This is a genomic window from uncultured Aquabacterium sp. (genome assembly GCF_913773725.1).
In the GTDB taxonomy this organism is placed as follows: Bacteria; Pseudomonadota; Gammaproteobacteria; order Burkholderiales; family Burkholderiaceae_C; genus Aquabacterium.
The window spans coordinates 25,171-40,123 of the sequence record NZ_CAJYGK010000016.1 but is presented as its reverse complement, the minus strand read 5'-3'; the positions used below and the strand labels follow the sequence as shown (position 1 = coordinate 40,123).

Here is a 14,953-nt window from a genome sequence, read left to right as displayed (position 1 = left end):
TTCGTTTTCGAAAGAAAGTATCTATGGCTAAAGCACCTGCGAACAGCGCTGCCCGTCGTGTGAGCAAGAAGGTCCGCAAGAACATTGCGGACGGCATCGCCCACGTGCACGCTTCGTTCAACAACACCATCATCACCATCACCGATCGCCAGGGCAATGCACTGTCCTGGGCTTCGTCGGGTGGTCAAGGCTTCAAGGGCTCGCGTAAGTCCACCCCGTTCGCTGCCCAGGTGGCTGCGGAAGTGGCTGGCCGTGCGGCTCAAGAGCAAGGCATCAAGAACCTCGACGTCGAGATCAAGGGCCCGGGCCCCGGTCGCGAGTCGTCGGTGCGCGCCCTGGCTTCGCTGGGCATCCGCATCAACTCGATCTCTGATGTGACGCCGGTGCCGCACAACGGTTGCCGCCCCCAGAAGCGTCGCCGCATCTGATCCGGTTTGAGTAGGCCCGGGTTCTCCGCCGGGTCGATTCGCCCACCTCGCACGACCTGATGTCAGGTCGCGCGAGTTTTGTCGTTGCGTGATCCCTACAGGCGCCTGTGTGCCGAGGGGCTCGCAAAGACCAGCTTGCTATAATGGCAAGTTTTCTGTTGTTGCGGCAGCGCGTGCGTTCGCCGCAGCAGATCTGAAGCCCACCGTCTGCCCATCATCATCGGCAGACTCGCGTCGGTCCATGTTCTCCGTCGAGGGGGCTGGCTGACGTCAGACACATCACAAGGACACGACAAGTGGCACGTTACCTCGGACCCAAGGCCAAGCTGGCCCGCCGCGAAGGCACCGATCTGTTCCTCAAGAGCGCCCGTCGCCCGATCAGCGACAAGGCCAAGTTCGACACCAAGCCCGGTCAGCACGGCCGCACTTCGGGCTCGCGCACCTCGGACTTCGGTCTGCAACTGCGTGAAAAGCAGAAGGTCAAGCGCATGTACGGCGTGCTGGAAAAGCAATTCCGCCGCTATTTCGCCGAGGCCGAGCGCCGCAAGGGCAACACCGGTGGCAACCTGCTGAGCCTGCTGGAATCGCGCCTGGACAACGTCGTCTACCGCATGGGTTTCGCCTCGACGCGCGCTGAAGCCCGTCAGCTGGTGGGCCACAAGGGCGTGGTCGTGAACGGCCAGGTCGTCAACATCCCGTCGTACATGGTCAAGTCCGGCGACGTGGTCGCCGTGCGCGAAAAGGCCAAAAAGCAGGTCCGCGTTCAGGAAGCCTACAAGCTGGCCGAGTCCATCGGCCTGCCGGGCTGGGTTCAGGTTGACGGCGCCAAGCTGGAAGGCGTCTTCAAGAAGACCCCGGACCGTGACGAGTTCGGTTCGGACATCAACGAATCGCTGATCGTCGAACTGTATTCGCGTTGATGCGACTCAGGGCTGCGCCGCACGACCGGTGGTCGTGTCGCGTGGCCTTGTGCATTTTGTATTTCAGGGCCGGGGCATGTGCTCCGGTTGGTCCAGCAGCCTTATCGGTGTAACGAGCCGAGGGTATTGACAGGAAGACCTCATGCAAACCAATTTGCTGAAACCCAAAGCCATCCAGGTGGAACCGCTGGGCGGTCACCGCGCCAAGGTCACGCTCGAACCGTTCGAGCGCGGCTATGGCCACACCCTCGGCAACGCGCTGCGTCGCGTGCTGCTGTCGTCGATGGTCGGTTTCGCGCCCACGGAAGTCACGATCGCTGGCGTGCTCCACGAGTACTCGGCCATCGATGGCGTGCAGGAAGACGTGGTCCACATCATGCTGAACCTCAAGGGCGTGGTGTTCCGTCTGCACAACCGCGACGAAGTCACCCTGGTGCTGCGCAAGGACGGCGAAGGTCCCGTCACGGCCGCAGACATCCAGACCCCGCACGACGTGGAAATCGTCAACCCTGGTCATGTCATCGCCCACCTGTCGCAAGGCGGCAAGCTGGACATGCAGATCAAGGTCGAGAAGGGCCGTGGTTATGTGCCTGGCAACGTCCGTCGCTATGGCGAAGAGTCGAGCAAGGTCATCGGCCGCATCGTGCTGGATGCCTCGTTCTCGCCGGTCCGCCGCGTGAGCTACACGGTCGAAAGCGCCCGTGTGGAGCAGCGCACCGACCTGGACAAGCTGGTCATGGAGATCGAGGCCAACGGCGCCATCTCGCCGGAAGACGCGATCCGTGCCTCGGCCAAGATCCTCGTTGAACAGCTGGCGGTGTTCGCCCAGCTGGAAGGTCCGGATGCCGCCGGCATCTTCGAAGCGCCGGGCAAGCCGGGCGCGACGTTCGATCCGATCCTGCTGCGTCCGGTGGACGAGCTGGAACTGACGGTGCGTTCGGCCAACTGCCTGAAGGCCGAGAACATCTATTACATCGGCGACCTGATCCAGCGCACCGAGACCGAGCTGCTCAAGACCCCGAACCTGGGTCGCAAGTCGCTCAACGAGATCAAGGAAGTGCTGGCTTCCCGTGGTCTGGCTCTGGGCTCGCGCCTGGAAGCCTGGCCGCCCCAAGGTCTGGACAAGCGTTGATTTTTTGAAAGTGGGTGGTTCTCAAGGGCCACCCGGTGCACCCGGCGGTACCTTCATCCGGCCGTCGGTTTTTGATAAAGAAAGGACAGCACCATGCGTCACGGAAATGGACTCCGTAAACTGAACCGTACTTCGTCTCACCGCGCTGCCATGTTCCGCAACATGGCCAACTCGCTGATCGAGCACGAAGCCATCAAGACCACCGTGCCCAAGGCCAAGGAACTGCGTCGCATCGTCGAGCCGCTGATCACCCTGGCCAAGGAACCCACGCTGGCCAACAAGCGTCTGGCCTTTGACCGTCTGCGCAACCGCGACAACGTGGTCAAGCTGTTCAACGTGCTGGGCCCGCGCTTCGCCAAGCGCCCCGGTGGCTACACGCGCATTCTGAAGATGGGTTTCCGCGTGGGCGACAACGCTCCGATGGCCTACATGGAACTGGTGGAACGTACGGAAGAAGCCGCTGCTGCACCGGAAGCCGCCGCCGAGTAAGGGGAGCAAGCGGGCTGGTTGACAGCAAGCGCTCACCGCAAGAACCCGCCTGCGCAAGCCGGCGGGTTTTTTATTGCAGGCCCGACACCTGGGGCGCCGTTTTCATGCCATAATCTATGTCTCTGCCGCGGGGTGGAGCAGTCTGGTAGCTCGTTGGGCTCATAACCCAAAGGTCGTTGGTTCAAATCCAGCCCCCGCAACCACATCATCTTGGTGGATCGACCAGATCCACCGAGCATCAAGAAGCCATCCACACATTGCGTTGTCGGATGGCTTTTTTGTTTTCCGATTCGACGCGCCGCACGGCGCTCGGACCTGACGTTCAGATGAGGGCACGCAGCTCTGCCTGAGCTTGGCGCAGCAGGGGCAGGCCGCGTGTCGCCAGTTCATCGACCGAATAGCGGCTGGCGCTGACGCCGAGGTTCAGAGCGGCCACCACGCGTCCGCTGCTGTTGTAGAGGGGCACCGCGAGAGTGCGCAGGTCGGGTTCGAGCTCCTGGTCCACGATGGCGAAGCCGCGGTCCCGCGTGCGCAGCAGCTCCTGGCGCAAGGCGGCGGCGTTGGTGACCGTCCTTGCCGTGAGGGGCAGCAGGCGCTGGCGTGCGAGCCACGACTCCCATCGTGCTTCGGGTTCGAACGCCATGAGTACCCGACCGTTCGCAGTGCAGTACGCGGGTGCCCGCGTGCCGGCCTGGAGGCGAGGTGACAAGTGCGGGCTGCTGCTGCAGGCGGCAATCGAGATGACATCGTCGGTGTCCAGAACCCCCGCCGAACTTGCGTCCCCCGTCTGCTGAACGAGGTGGGTGAGCTTGGGGTGGATGAGCCGCGGCAGTCGTGCGGAATGCATGTAACTCTGCCCGAGCCGGAGCACCCGGGGGGTGAGGGAAAAGCGGCGGCCGTCGAAATGGGCGTACCCGATCTGCGTCAGGGTGAGCAGGTAGCGTCTCGCGGCAGCGCGACTCAAGCCGGCCCGGTTGGCGACTTCCGTGATGCTCAGCCGAGGCTTGTCCAGGTCAAAGGCCTCAATGACGGCCAAGCCCTTCTCGAGTCCACCAATCAGGTCTCGTGGATTGAAGGTCAGTGGCTGAGCGGCCTGTGGCGCGAACGGGAGGGATGGGTGCGAGGACATGGCAGAGGACGCATGCGTGTTCGTTTATAGAACATAAGTGCGTTGTAAGAACAAGTGTCGTATTGTCCTGACTGTTTTGTCGGCATGCATCCGGGTTGGCCCCGAGTCCTGTTCAGATGCGTGCACATTTGCGATGCGCATTGAAATCGTGCTATCATCTATGTCTCTGTCGCGGGGTGGAGCAGTCTGGTAGCTCGTTGGGCTCATAACCCAAAGGTCGTTGGTTCAAATCCAGCCCCCGCAACCAAATCAAAGAAAAAGGTCTTCACGGCAACCGTGAAGACCTTTTTGCTTTCCTGGCCCCGCGCGTCTGTTGCGCATGCCGAGTCGGGGACGGCGGCCCGCCGTGGGTTCCAGCGGGCGGCGCCCATTGCAGCCGCCGGGCCTGGCGCTCTCAGTGGGGCCGTGGGCGCCCAGGCAGGGCGTGCAGATCGGAGGTCCCGACCCGAGGGCGGAAGCCCGCGCCGCCGTACCAGGCGATGAACACGTAGCAGGTCAGGGGCACCACGAAGGACATCAGGAGGCTGAGGTGGTCAGCCAGCAGCGCCTGCGCGAGGGGGACGATCGCGCCCCCGACGATGGCCATGCACAACAGCCCCGAGCCCCGGCTGGTGAGTTCACCCAGGCCTTCCAGGGCCAGTGAAAAAATCGTCGGGAACATGATGGAGTTGAAGATTCCCACGCTGATCAGCAACCACATGGCTGCGTGACCGCCCGCGAGCATGGCCCCAGCAATCAACAGGGCGTTGACCAGGGCCGCGACCATGAGCACCCGGTTGGCCCGCACGCGCTGCATCAGGGCGCTGCCGAGCAAACGACCCACCATGGCGGCACCCCAGTAGAGGGCGAGGTGGCGCCCCGCTTCTTCGTGGCTGAGGTTGGCGATCAGCGGATCGTTCATCAGGTTGACCAGAAAGCTGCCGATGCTGACTTCGGCGCCCACATAGGTGAAGATGCCGACCGCGCCCAGGACGAGATGACGGTAAGCCCACAGGCTTTGACCCTGCGTGTCGGGCAAGGCGCCGCGACGATGGCCACTGCGCTCGATGACCCGGGCGTCAGGCAGCTTGAAGGACGCCACGACGGCGGCCAGCAGGAAAAGCACAGCGGCGAGCACCAGGTACGGCCCCTGCACTGCATCGGACTGCGTTGCGGCCGCCGCGTGGTCTGCCGAGGCGAGGATGGTGGCGGCACCAACCAGCGGCCCAAGCGTGGCCCCGAGCGAGTTGAAGGCCTGTGTGAGGTTGAGTCTCGATGACGCCGTCTCGGGGGCACCCAGCAGGGTGACGTAGGGGTTGGCCGCCACCTGCAACAGCGTGATGCCGCTGGCGAGCACGAACAGGGCGCCTAGGAACAGCGGGTAGGTCTGCAGCGCGGCGGCCGGATAGAACAGCAGACAGCCGACGCCCACCGTACACAGGCCCACGATGAGGCCGCGCTGGTAGCCAATGCGCTGCAGCAATCGGCCGGCAGGCAGGGACACCACGAAATAGGCCGTGAAGAAGCAGAACTGGATCAGCATGGCCTGCACGTAGCTCAGCGAGAACATCGCCTTGAGGTGCGGGATCAGGATGTCGTTCAAGGAGGTGATGAGACCCCACATGAAGAACAACGAGGTCAGGACCGCCAGCGGCCGGGTGTGTCGGGTGTTCATGGTCGAGGGCGCGGCACACGAGGGCGCCGAGATAGAAACCGATAAGTTTAATGAATTATTAAATCATCACTGGATAGCGAGTCATCCGGGCCTTAATCCCTGTCGGCGCCGCGTCTGACTGGCTCTCGGCATGATGACGACATGAGCATCCTCTCCGTTCTCGATCTCTCTCCCATCACGGAAGGCAGTGACGCTGCGACCTCGTTCGCGCGCACCCTTGACCTGGCCCGACACACCGAAGCGCTGGGCTACCGTCGCTACTGGCTGGCCGAGCACCACGGTATGCCGGGCATTGCCAGCGCTGCCACTGCGGTGCTGATCGCGCACGTGGCCGGGGGCACGCAACGCATTCGCGTCGGGGCGGGCGGGATCATGTTGCCCAACCATTCGCCGCTGCAGGTGGCCGAGCAGTTCGGGACACTGGCGGCGCTCTACCCGGGGCGGATCGATCTGGGTCTCGGGCGGGCACCAGGCTCGGATCCGGCCACGGCGCGCGCCTTGCGACGGCCGCTTCAGGGGGCCCCGGAAGACTTCGACCGCGACGTGCTGACGCTGCAGGCCTACTTTGCGGGTCGAGCTCCGTCTGGGGTGCGGGCGGTGCCTGGCGAAGGCGCCGATGTGCCGCTGTGGATCCTCGGGTCCAGCCTTTACGGTGCACAGCTCGCCGCCCACCTGGGCCTGCCTTATGCCTTTGCATCGCACTTCGCGCCGGCCCAGATGGCCGATGCAATCACGTTGTACCGGCAGCGGTTCCAGCCTTCGGCGGCCTTGAGCAAGCCTTATGTGATGCTGGGCGTGAATGCCTTTGTGGCAGACACCAGCGAGGAGGCCCGCCGGCTGATGACCTCGTTGCAGCAAGCCTTCGTGGCCCTGCGGTCAGGGCGACCCGTGCCCTTGCCCCCACCCCGCGACGACTTCGACGCCACGCTGCCCCCCAACGTGCGGGCCATGCTGGACAGTGTCCTGGCCTGCACGGTGGTCGGGAACCAGGCGGAAGCCGTGGCCCAACTGCGGGCGCTGACCGAGCAGACGGGGGCCGACGAGTTCATGGTCACGGCCCAGATTTTCGATCACGACGCGCGTCGACGTTCGTTCGCCTTGCTCAAGGAAGCCTGGCCTTATTGAATTCGGCGGAGCGCGTCACCTCAGAAGTCCGATGGCATCGGGGTTGTCGGCAGGGGACGAGGCCTGCACCCCCAAGGGATGGGGCATTCCCGCGCATGGCCCCTGCAAAAGACCCTGCTGGATACGGCACAATAGGCCGCCCGGTTTGTGCGGGTGCCATTCATTCAACGCCACAATGAACAAGTCCGATCTGATCCAACGTCTGGCCGACCAGCACGAGCTGTCGAAGGCTGAAGCCGGTCGCATTCTGGAGACCCTGCTGGACACCGTCGTCGGTGCCGTCAAGAAGGGCGAAGCCGTGACCATCCCCGGTTTCGGTTCGTTCAAGCTGCACGCCCGCCCTGCCCGCAACGGCGTGAACCCGAGCACCGGCGCGAAGATCAAGATCGCCGCAGCCAAGCTGCCCAAGTTCACGCCGGGCGCCGGCTTCAAGGCCGCTGTCGATCCGAAGGCCGCAGCCCGCAAGGCTGGCGCCAAGGCCGAAGCCAAGCCGGCCGCCAAGAAGGCCGCGGCCAAGAAGGCTGCAGCCAAGCCCGCTGCCAAGAAGGCGGCCAAGAAGTAAGACGCCCCGCGTCCGAATGGCAAAACGGCTCCCCGCGGGGAGCCGTTTTGCTTGAGGGACCGCCGCTGCAGGTCAGAAGCGGTGGAGGACGCCCAGCTGCATGGCCTTCAGACGTTGTCCGTTGACGTCGGCGGCTTCGAAGTTGGGCAGCACGGCGGCCGAGCCGGACAGCACGAAGCCTCCGTTGCGGTCGTTGCTCAGCACCTCGCCCATTGCGTACAGCGTGGTCCGTTTCGACAGGTCATAGAACGCCCCCAGCGAGGCGCCGGTGGCTCCTTGCTTGGCGTTCGATGTGTCGTAAATGCGACCGACCATGCCGCCCACGCGCAGCGCGCTCGACACGCGGTAATCGGCCGACAACTGCACCACGTTGTGGAATCGGTTGGCGTCGGCCGCGGTGCCGGCGGCACCGGACACCAGCGTGCCGGTGGCGCCCAGCAGCAGGCCGGCGTTGTTGCCTTGCAGCGGGCCGCTGGCCGAGTCGGTGGTGGCATTGCTGCGGATCACCGATGCGTACACCTTGCCCTGCCCGTAGTCGTAGTTGGCATACAGGTTGTCGAACACGATGGTGCGGCCCACAGCCGAGTTGGCCGCCGGTCGGGCCCGCACGCCGGTGAAGCCTGCCCGCACCGGGCCGTTGGCGTAGTCGACGGCGAACTGCCAGACCGCCTTGCTGGAGGGGCTGCCGGTGCTTTGTTCGCCAGGCGCGAAGTGGGCCTCGAACACGAACCCGCTCACGCGTGGCGAGATGTACGTCAGGTCGTTGTCGTAACGCGCGGTGAGGGCGTACCAGTTGGCCAGGGAGCCCAGCGTGCGGCCGCTGTAATCGACGTCGGCGCTGCGGACGAAGGCAACCGAGTTCTGCCGACCGGCGCGGAACTCGCCATACGGCGTGGCCAGGCCAACCCAGGCCTGGCGGTCGAAGAAGCGCGTGCTGTCGTTCTGCTTGCCGGAGTCGGCATACAGACCGTGTTCGAGGTTGAACTTCACGGCCAAGCCACCGCCAAGATCTTCGGTGCCACGAAAGCCCAGGCGGCTGCGCATCAGGGCGCCGTCGTTCAGCGAGGTCAGGCTTTTGCCCGAGCTGCTCTTCATGTAATTCAGATACTGGTCCAGCGTGCCGTACAGCGTCACGTTGCTGGTCTGCGCATGGGTGGCTGCGGCGCTCAGGGCCAGGGCCGCGGTCAAGACGGTGCGAGAGAAGGGCTTGTTCATGGGGTGTCTCCTGGTGTCGGGCGCAGGCGCGCCCTGCCGGGTTCAGCGTGTGACCCGGTCGTGTGGTGATGTGAGGGGGAGGGCGGCAGCGATCTGGCCGCCCGGGCGCCGGGGGGCAAGGCCCCCGCACGGCGAAGGCCGGTCAGGCGGCCGAGGTGGCGAGCTTGGGCTCGTGGGTGCGGCGTGTCTGCTGGCGCAGGGCGAACACGATCATCGCCACGGTGGCCACGGCGCCGGGGATGGCGAAGGCCAGGAAGTTGGCCTGCAGCGGCAGTTCGGCGGCCAGCAGGGCACCACCCAGGATCGGGCCCACGATGGCGCCGTTGCGGCCGATGCCGGAGGCCCAGCCGAGGCCTGTGGAGCGGATGCTCATCTCGTAGAACTGCGCGCCCAGTGCGTACAGCAGGATCTGCGTGCCGATGGTCGTGGCGCCGGCGATGGCGATCAGGATGTACAGCACTTCGGTGGAGCTCTTGTAGCCCAGCAGGCTGATGGAGGTGGCGGCGATGGCGAAGAACACCGCCAGCACGCGCGGCATGTTCATCTTGTCGCTCAGCCAGCCGCCGCCGACGGCGCCGAAGATCGCGCCGAGGTTGAGCACCAGCAGGAAGCTCAGCGAAGAGCCCAGGCCATAGCCGGCCTTGGTCATCAGCTTGGGCAGCCAGGAGGCCAGGGCGTAGACCATCAACAGGCAGCAGAAGAAGGCGACCCACAGCATCACGGTTTGCAGGGCGCGGCCTTCGCGAAAGAGTTGCAGCACGTTGCCGCCCTTGGCCTTGCCGGCCGGAGCGGCCAGCTGGTCGCCGGCCTTCATCTTGAAGGTGGGCTCGACGCGGGACAGCACCGCGGCAGCTTCCTCCGTGCGACCTTCCTTGACCATGAAGCCGACCGACTCGGGCAGGAACTTCATGATGAGGGGCAGCAGCAGCAGGGGGATGCCGGCGATGTAGAACACCGACTGCCAGCCGTAGCTCGGCAGCAGCACCATGCCGAGGCCAGCCGACAGCATGCCGCCGACCGAGTAGCCGCTGAACATGATGGCCACCAGCGTGCTGCGGATTTTCTGGGGAGCGTACTCGCTCATCAGCGCGACGACGTTGGGCATCACGCCGCCGATGCCGAGTCCGGCGATGAAGCGACAGATGCCGAACTCGGTGGGGTTGGTCGTGAAGCCGTTCAAGACGGTGAAGCCACTGAACAGGATCACGCAGATCGTGATCGCCTTCTTGCGGCCGATGCGGTCCGACAGGGGGCCGAAGACGAGGGCGCCGGCCATCATGCCGAACAGGGCATAGCTGCCCAGAGCTCCCGCCTGCAGCGGGGTGAGGTTCCATTCCTTCATCAGCACGGGCAGGGCTACGCCGTAGATGACGAGGTCATAGCCGTCGAAGATGATGATGAGGGCGCACCAGAAGAGCACCGTCCAGTGAAAGCGGTTGAACCGCGCCTGGTCGATGACCTTGGATACATCGATGTTGTTCATTGTTGTCTCCACCATGAGGGGTAGGGGTTGCTCGAGAGCGTCAGGCGCGGGGAGGGCCACGCCTGACGGAGGGGAAAGAGCGGGTGGCTCGTGGACCGAGCCTGTGGTTCTTGTGAGAGATGTGGGGCTGGGTTCAGCCCATGTCGCCACCACCGATCGGCAGCACGACGCCGGTGATGTACGAGGCCTCATCCGAGGCGAGGAAGAGGATGGCGCCGACCTGTTCGTCGATCGTGCCGTAGCGCTTCATCAGGCTCGACGACTTGGTCTGGTCGACGATCTGCTGATACCAGACCTTCTCCTGTTCGGTCTGTTCGGCCGTGTTGCGCGGGATGCGACGCGGCGGGGCTTCGGTGCCACCCGGGGCTGTGGCGTTCACACGCACGCCGCGTTCGGCGGTCTCGAAGGCCAGGCAGGCCGTGAGTGCGTTGACGCCGCCCTTGGCTGCGCCATAGGGCACACGGTTGACGCCGCGCGTGGCGATCGACGAGACGTTGACGATGGCGCCCTGGCCCTGCTCGAGCATGATCGGCAGGGCCGCGTGGCAGCACCACAGCGTCGGGAACAACGAGCGGCGCACTTCGGCCTCGATCTCGTGCTCGGCGTAGTGCTCGAAGGGCTTGGCCCAGATCGTGCCGCCGACGTTGTTGACGAGGATGTCGATGCGGCCGAAGTGGCGCACGGCCTCGGCCATCACGCGCTCGCAATCGGCGTTGCGTTCGAGGTCGGCCGTGAGGGTGAGGATGCGGTCGGCCGCGCCGGGCAGCTCGCGCAGCTCGTGCACGATCTCGGCACGGTCGACGGCCACGATGCGGCCACCTTCGGCCAGCATGCGCTCGACCACGCCGCGGCCGATGCCCTGCGCAGAGCCGGTGACGACGGCCACCTTGCCTTGGAAACGGGGTGTCATGGTGGGCTCCCGTTCAGGCGCTGGCTGCGAACTTCTCGTAATAGAAGTTGGCCGGCTGGATGCCGCGTTCGCGGATGAAGTGGCTCACGGCTTCGACCATCGGAGGCGGGCCGCACAGGTAGATGTCGACCTCGCCTTCGTTGAGGTGCTTGGGCTCGATGTGCTGGGTCACGTAGCCCTTGTGGGGATACGGGCTGTCGGCGTTCGCCACGCACGCGGTGAACGTGAAGTTGGGGATGCGGGCAGCAAACGCTTGGAGCTTGTCCATCTCGACCAGGTCGGCGTCGTTGGTGACGCCGTAGATCAGGTGCAGCGGGTGGGCGCTGCCTTCTTCGGCGATCTTCTCGAGCATGGCGGTGAAAGGCGCCAGGCCGGTGCCGCCGGCCAGCAGCAGCAGCGGGCGCTTGATCTCGCGAAGGTAGAAGCTGCCCAGCGGGCCGGCCAGGGACATGGCGTCGCCCTGCTTGGCCAGGCTGGTGAGGAAGGAGCTCATCAGCCCGCCCGGCACGTTGCGGATCAGGAAGGAGACCTCGCCGTTGCGGGGCAGCGAGCTGAAGGAGTAGGCGCGCGTCTGGTTGCTGCCGGGCACCTTCAGGTTGACGTACTGACCAGGCAGGAAGGCGAGCTTGTTGAGCGCATCACCCTGCAGGCTCAGCGAGATGGTGCTGGGCGAGAGCTGGCGCACTTCCTTGATGGCGGCGTTGAACTCGGCCTGCTGGGTGCGGCACACGGCCGACGAGGCGGGCACGCGCACCACGCAGTCGCTCTGCGCGCGCATCTGGCAGGTCAGCACGTAGCCCTGTTTGGCTTCGTCGTCGCTGAGGGCGTCGTCGATGTACTCGCCCATCGTGTACTGGCCCGATTCGGCAAAGCACTTGCAGGTGCCGCAGGCGCCGTCACGGCAATCGAGGGGGATGTTCACGCCCTGGCGGTAGGCCGCATCGGCGACCGTCTCGGTGGCGTTGGCTTCGATGAAACGGGTGAGACCGTCTTCGAACTGGAGGGCAATCTGGTGAGGCATGAGGGGGACCTCCGTGATGAGTGAGGCCCCTGGCGCGCGGTGCACGGCAGGGGCAGCAGACTCAGATGTGGTAGACGTCGACGACGTGGCGGATGTAGTCGTTCTTCAGCACGACCACCTTGCGCTTGATCAGCGGCTGGCCGCTGGTCAGGTCGATCGTGTAGTGCGAGGTGCCGAAGTAGCTGTCCGTGGTGTGGTAGCGGTAGCTCAGGGTGTGCCAGTTGAAGCGCACCTCGAGCTGCTCGCCCTGCTGGGACACGATCTCCACGTTGTGGATGTTGTGGCCGGTGCGGGGCTCGGGCGTGCTGGCCGCGGAGCGCTCGGTCTTGATGCGGAAGACACGGTCTTCCAGGCCGCCGCGGTTGGCGTAGTAGATCAGCGAGATCTCGGACTGCGGGTCGCGCGTCAGCTCGCCGTCGTCGTCCCACGAGGGCATCCAGAACTCGGCGGCGGGGTGGTAGCAGGTCAGCCACTCGTCCCACTGCTTGTCGTCCAGCAGACGGGCTTCGCGGTACAGAAAGGCCTGAACTTGTTCGATGGTCATGCTCATGGTGGGCCTCACGCTTTCTTGGCTTGTTCGGCTTCCGCCGCGATGGCACGCTGCATGGTCTCCATCCAGTGGCGGTGCTGCTCGGTGTAGAGGCCTTCGTCTTCGGTCTTCACGCCGCTGAGCAGCGGCTTCAGGTCGATCTGCTGGGCTGCGGCATCGGGGCCGTGAACCCAGTGCGTGGCGCCGCGGCACATGTCGTTCCACTCCAGCGCGATGCCGGCGTAGCCTTGCTGGCACGCGCGGAACTCTTCCAGGGCGTCCGGCGTGGCCATGCCGGTGGCGGTGACGAAGTCCTCGTACTGGCGGATGCGGCGGGCGCGGGCCTCGGGAGCTTCGCCCTTGGGCGCAATGCAGTAGATGGTGACTTCCGTCTTGTCGACCGAGATGGGGCGCAGCACGCGGATCTGCGAGCTGAACTGGTCCATCAGGTAGACGTTGGGATACAGGCACAGGTTGCGCGAGTGGTTGATCATCCAGTCGGCGCGGGCTTCGCCGCAGCGCTGCACCAGCTCGTCACGCGCCTTGAAGTTGGGGCGGTCTTCGGGGTTGGCCCACTTCGTCCACAGCAGCATGTGGCCGTTTTCGAACGAGTAGAAGCCACCGCCGTTCTTGGCCCAGCTGCCTGCGTCCATCGCCTTGATGGTGTCGCCGGCTTCGGACTGCTTGCGGTGGTTGGTGGTGGCCGCATAGTTCCAGTGCACCGAGGTGACGTGGTAGCCGTCGGCGCCGTTCTCTGCCTGGATCTTCCAGTTGGCATCGAAGGTGTAGGTCGACGAGCCGCGCAGCACTTCCAGGCCTTCGGGCGACTGGTCCACGATCATGTCGATGATCTTGGTCGATTCACCGAGGAACTCGGTCAGCGGGACCACGTCCGGGTTCAGGCTGCCGAACAGGAAGCCGCGGTAGCTCTCAAAGCGAGCCACCTTCTTCAGGTCGTGGCTGCAGTCCTTGTTGAACGACTCGGGGTAGCCCGCTTCGCTGGCGTCCTTGACCTTCAGCAGTTTGCCGCTGTTGTTGAACGTCCAGCCGTGGAAGGTGCAGGTGAAGTTGGCCTTGTTGCCCTTCTTGTGGCGGCACAGCGTGGCACCGCGGTGCGAACAGGCGTTGATGATGGCGTTGAGCTCACCGGCCTTGTTGCGCGTGATGATGATGGGCTGACGGCCGATGTAGGTCGTGAGGTAGTCGTTCGGGTTCGGAATCTGGCTTTCGTGGGCCAGGTAGATCCAGTTGCCCTCGAAGATGTGCTTCATCTCGAGCTCGAACAGGTCCTCGTCGGTGAAGGCACTGCGGTGCAGCTTGTAGATGTGCTGGTTCTTGTCCTCGACCAGCATGCCGTCGAGACGCTGGCGGACCGCGTCCAGAGAAGTCGCGTTGCTCATGGTGTGCTCCGTGTGCAGGGATCAGGCGGCGGCGCGGGGGCGGGCGAAGTCGGTTGCCGGGGCGGCCGGGGCTTCGGCGTGCACCGTGAAGTCGAAGTCGATTTGCAGGAAGGGGCCGCTGAGGTCGAACTGCGCGGCGGCGGCCGGGTCGTCGATCTTCTTGACGGCGGGCACCAGGCCTTCACGCGTGCCGAAGGCGAAGTCGTCCCACAGGTGCGGGTCGTTCTCGATGTTGATCTGCGTGGTCAGCTTGCGGCAGCCCGGGGCCGTCACGAAGAAGTGGATGTGGGCCGGGCGGTGGCCGTGGCGGCCGAGGGCCTGCAGCAGGCGGTCGGTCGAGCCGCCGGGCGGGCAGCTGTAGCCCACGGGCAGGATGCTGCGGAAGGCATAGCGGCCTTCGGCATCGGTGATGATGGTGCGGCGCAGGTTGAAGGCGCTCTGCGTCGTGTCGAAGTAGGAGTAGTTGCCCAGGTGGTTGGCGTGCCAGACCTCGACCTTGGCGCCGGCCACCGGCTTGCCGTCGGTGGTGCGCACCACGCCCTTCATGATCACGGTCTCACCGGGGCTGGTGCCATCGTCCAGGCGCGCGAAGCCCTGCGCAACGGGGGCGCCGGCAACGTACAGCGGGCCCTCGATGGTGCGGGGCGTGCCGCCGGTCAGGCCGGCTTTGGCCTCGGCCTCGTCCATGCGCAGGTCCAGGAAGTGTTCGATGCCGATGCCCGGCGCGATCAGGCCGAGTTCGCCGTTGCGGCCGGCTTCGCTCAGGAAGTTCAGGCCGGCCCAGAATTCCTCCGGCTGGATGTCCAGTTCGTCGATCTGGATCATCAGATCGCGCACCATGCGGGTGACGATGGTCTTGATGCGGGGGTTGCCAGGACCGGTCACGCCGGTGTGGTTGATGCGCTCGACAAGGGCGTCGATGGTCTTCTTGTCCATGAGGGTCTCCTGATACGGCG

The 14,953-nt window shown here is 65.0% G+C and carries 15 protein-coding genes and 2 tRNA genes; 8 read left to right on the top strand and 9 right to left on the bottom strand.

Translation table 11 applies throughout. The features are described 5' to 3' along the window. Window positions 1-23 precede the first annotated feature (23 nt). The 5 genes from rpsK (at window position 24) to QZ709_RS01255 (ending at window position 3,172) form a co-directional block, all read left to right on the top strand. Entirely contained in the window at window positions 24-428 is a 405-nt protein-coding gene (gene rpsK, locus QZ709_RS01275; protein ID WP_035036296.1) for a 30S ribosomal protein S11, read from the top strand. 296 nt (window positions 429-724) lie between these two features. Further along, complete coding sequence (gene rpsD / locus QZ709_RS01270) at window positions 725-1,348, top strand: 30S ribosomal protein S4 (protein ID WP_294635554.1); 624 nt, start codon at window positions 725-727, stop codon at window positions 1,346-1,348. 142 nt (window positions 1,349-1,490) lie between these two features. Continuing rightward, window positions 1,491-2,480: a DNA-directed RNA polymerase subunit alpha gene (gene rpoA / locus QZ709_RS01265; RefSeq protein ID WP_294635553.1), complete on the top strand. Its 990-nt coding sequence runs from the start codon at window positions 1,491-1,493 to the stop codon at window positions 2,478-2,480. A gap of 93 nt (window positions 2,481-2,573) precedes the next feature. Beyond that, entirely contained in the window at window positions 2,574-2,969 is a 396-nt protein-coding gene (rplQ, locus tag QZ709_RS01260; protein ID WP_294635552.1) for a 50S ribosomal protein L17, read from the top strand. 126 nt (window positions 2,970-3,095) lie between these two features. Beyond that, window positions 3,096-3,172: transfer RNA gene (locus QZ709_RS01255), tRNA-Met, on the top strand. Window positions 3,173-3,291: 119 nt separating this feature from the next. Here the strand turns inward: QZ709_RS01255 and QZ709_RS01250 are convergent. Beyond that, on the bottom strand, window positions 3,292-4,098 hold the full coding sequence (locus QZ709_RS01250) for an IclR family transcriptional regulator C-terminal domain-containing protein (protein WP_294635551.1): 807 nt from the start codon (window positions 4,096-4,098) through the stop codon (window positions 3,292-3,294). A 170-nt stretch (window positions 4,099-4,268) separates the two neighbouring features. On the opposite strand from QZ709_RS01250, the gene QZ709_RS01245 reads away from it, so the two are divergent. Continuing rightward, window positions 4,269-4,345: transfer RNA gene (locus QZ709_RS01245), tRNA-Met, on the top strand. Between the two features lie 147 nt (window positions 4,346-4,492). Here QZ709_RS01245 and QZ709_RS01240 read toward each other — a convergent pair. Continuing rightward, window positions 4,493-5,752: a sugar MFS transporter gene (locus QZ709_RS01240; RefSeq protein WP_294635550.1), complete on the bottom strand. Its 1,260-nt coding sequence runs from the start codon at window positions 5,750-5,752 to the stop codon at window positions 4,493-4,495. A gap of 141 nt (window positions 5,753-5,893) precedes the next feature. Here QZ709_RS01240 and QZ709_RS01235 point away from each other — a divergent pair, with 141 nt between their 5' ends. Beyond that, a complete protein-coding gene (locus QZ709_RS01235) occupies window positions 5,894-6,877 on the top strand; it encodes an LLM class flavin-dependent oxidoreductase (RefSeq protein ID WP_294635549.1) in 984 nt (327 codons plus the stop codon). A gap of 175 nt (window positions 6,878-7,052) precedes the next feature. Then, window positions 7,053-7,439, top strand: a complete 387-nt coding sequence (locus tag QZ709_RS01230; protein ID WP_294635548.1) for an HU family DNA-binding protein — start codon at window positions 7,053-7,055, stop codon at window positions 7,437-7,439. 72 nt (window positions 7,440-7,511) lie between these two features. Here the strand turns inward: QZ709_RS01230 and QZ709_RS01225 are convergent, their stop codons facing one another. The 7 genes from QZ709_RS01225 to catA form a co-directional block, all read right to left on the bottom strand. Continuing rightward, window positions 7,512-8,654, bottom strand: coding sequence for a porin (locus tag QZ709_RS01225; protein WP_294635547.1), 1,143 nt, complete (start codon window positions 8,652-8,654; stop codon window positions 7,512-7,514). 142 nt (window positions 8,655-8,796) lie between these two features. Further along, window positions 8,797-10,137 (bottom strand): MFS transporter, encoded by a 1,341-nt coding sequence (locus QZ709_RS01220; RefSeq protein WP_294635546.1) that lies wholly within the window; start codon window positions 10,135-10,137, stop codon window positions 8,797-8,799. A gap of 133 nt (window positions 10,138-10,270) precedes the next feature. After that, complete coding sequence (locus QZ709_RS01215; protein ID WP_294635545.1) at window positions 10,271-11,047, bottom strand: 1,6-dihydroxycyclohexa-2,4-diene-1-carboxylate dehydrogenase; 777 nt, start codon at window positions 11,045-11,047, stop codon at window positions 10,271-10,273. Window positions 11,048-11,060: 13 nt separating this feature from the next. Further along, on the bottom strand, window positions 11,061-12,068 hold the full coding sequence (benC, locus tag QZ709_RS01210) for a benzoate 1,2-dioxygenase electron transfer component BenC (RefSeq protein ID WP_294635544.1): 1,008 nt from the start codon (window positions 12,066-12,068) through the stop codon (window positions 11,061-11,063). Window positions 12,069-12,129: 61 nt separating this feature from the next. Further along, window positions 12,130-12,618 carry a benzoate 1,2-dioxygenase small subunit gene (gene benB / locus QZ709_RS01205; protein ID WP_294635543.1) on the bottom strand — a complete coding sequence of 163 codons (489 nt, stop codon included), beginning with the start codon at window positions 12,616-12,618 and terminating at the stop codon, window positions 12,130-12,132. 8 nt (window positions 12,619-12,626) lie between these two features. Further along, window positions 12,627-13,949 (bottom strand): benzoate 1,2-dioxygenase large subunit, encoded by a 1,323-nt coding sequence (gene benA / locus QZ709_RS01200; RefSeq protein WP_294635700.1) that lies wholly within the window; start codon window positions 13,947-13,949, stop codon window positions 12,627-12,629. Between the two features lie 69 nt (window positions 13,950-14,018). Next, entirely contained in the window at window positions 14,019-14,933 is a 915-nt protein-coding gene (gene catA, locus QZ709_RS01195) for a catechol 1,2-dioxygenase (protein WP_294635542.1), read from the bottom strand. Between the last annotated feature and the right edge of the window lie 20 nt (window positions 14,934-14,953).

What these genes read in the sequence shown, in the direction of transcription:
- benB (WP_294635543.1), bottom strand. Translation starts at nt 12,618, where the DNA reads ATGAGCATGACCATCGAACAAGTTCAGGCCTTTCTGTACCGCGAAGCC.
- QZ709_RS01215 (WP_294635545.1), bottom strand. Translation starts at nt 11,047, where the DNA reads ATGACACCCCGTTTCCAAGGCAAGGTGGCCGTCGTCACCGGCTCTGCG.
- QZ709_RS01220 (WP_294635546.1), bottom strand. Translation starts at nt 10,137, where the DNA reads ATGAACAACATCGATGTATCCAAGGTCATCGACCAGGCGCGGTTCAAC.
- catA (WP_294635542.1), bottom strand. Translation starts at nt 14,933, where the DNA reads ATGGACAAGAAGACCATCGACGCCCTTGTCGAGCGCATCAACCACACC.
- QZ709_RS01230 (WP_294635548.1), top strand. Translation starts at nt 7,053, where the DNA reads ATGAACAAGTCCGATCTGATCCAACGTCTGGCCGACCAGCACGAGCTG.
- QZ709_RS01240 (WP_294635550.1), bottom strand. Translation starts at nt 5,752, where the DNA reads ATGAACACCCGACACACCCGGCCGCTGGCGGTCCTGACCTCGTTGTTC.
- QZ709_RS01225 (WP_294635547.1), bottom strand. Translation starts at nt 8,654, where the DNA reads ATGAACAAGCCCTTCTCTCGCACCGTCTTGACCGCGGCCCTGGCCCTG.
- benA (WP_294635700.1), bottom strand. Translation starts at nt 13,949, where the DNA reads ATGCTGGTCGAGGACAAGAACCAGCACATCTACAAGCTGCACCGCAGT.
- QZ709_RS01250 (WP_294635551.1), bottom strand. Translation starts at nt 4,098, where the DNA reads ATGTCCTCGCACCCATCCCTCCCGTTCGCGCCACAGGCCGCTCAGCCA.
- rplQ (WP_294635552.1), top strand. Translation starts at nt 2,574, where the DNA reads ATGCGTCACGGAAATGGACTCCGTAAACTGAACCGTACTTCGTCTCAC.
- benC (WP_294635544.1), bottom strand. Translation starts at nt 12,068, where the DNA reads ATGCCTCACCAGATTGCCCTCCAGTTCGAAGACGGTCTCACCCGTTTC.
- rpoA (WP_294635553.1), top strand. Translation starts at nt 1,491, where the DNA reads ATGCAAACCAATTTGCTGAAACCCAAAGCCATCCAGGTGGAACCGCTG.
- rpsK (WP_035036296.1), top strand. Translation starts at nt 24, where the DNA reads ATGGCTAAAGCACCTGCGAACAGCGCTGCCCGTCGTGTGAGCAAGAAG.
- QZ709_RS01235 (WP_294635549.1), top strand. Translation starts at nt 5,894, where the DNA reads ATGAGCATCCTCTCCGTTCTCGATCTCTCTCCCATCACGGAAGGCAGT.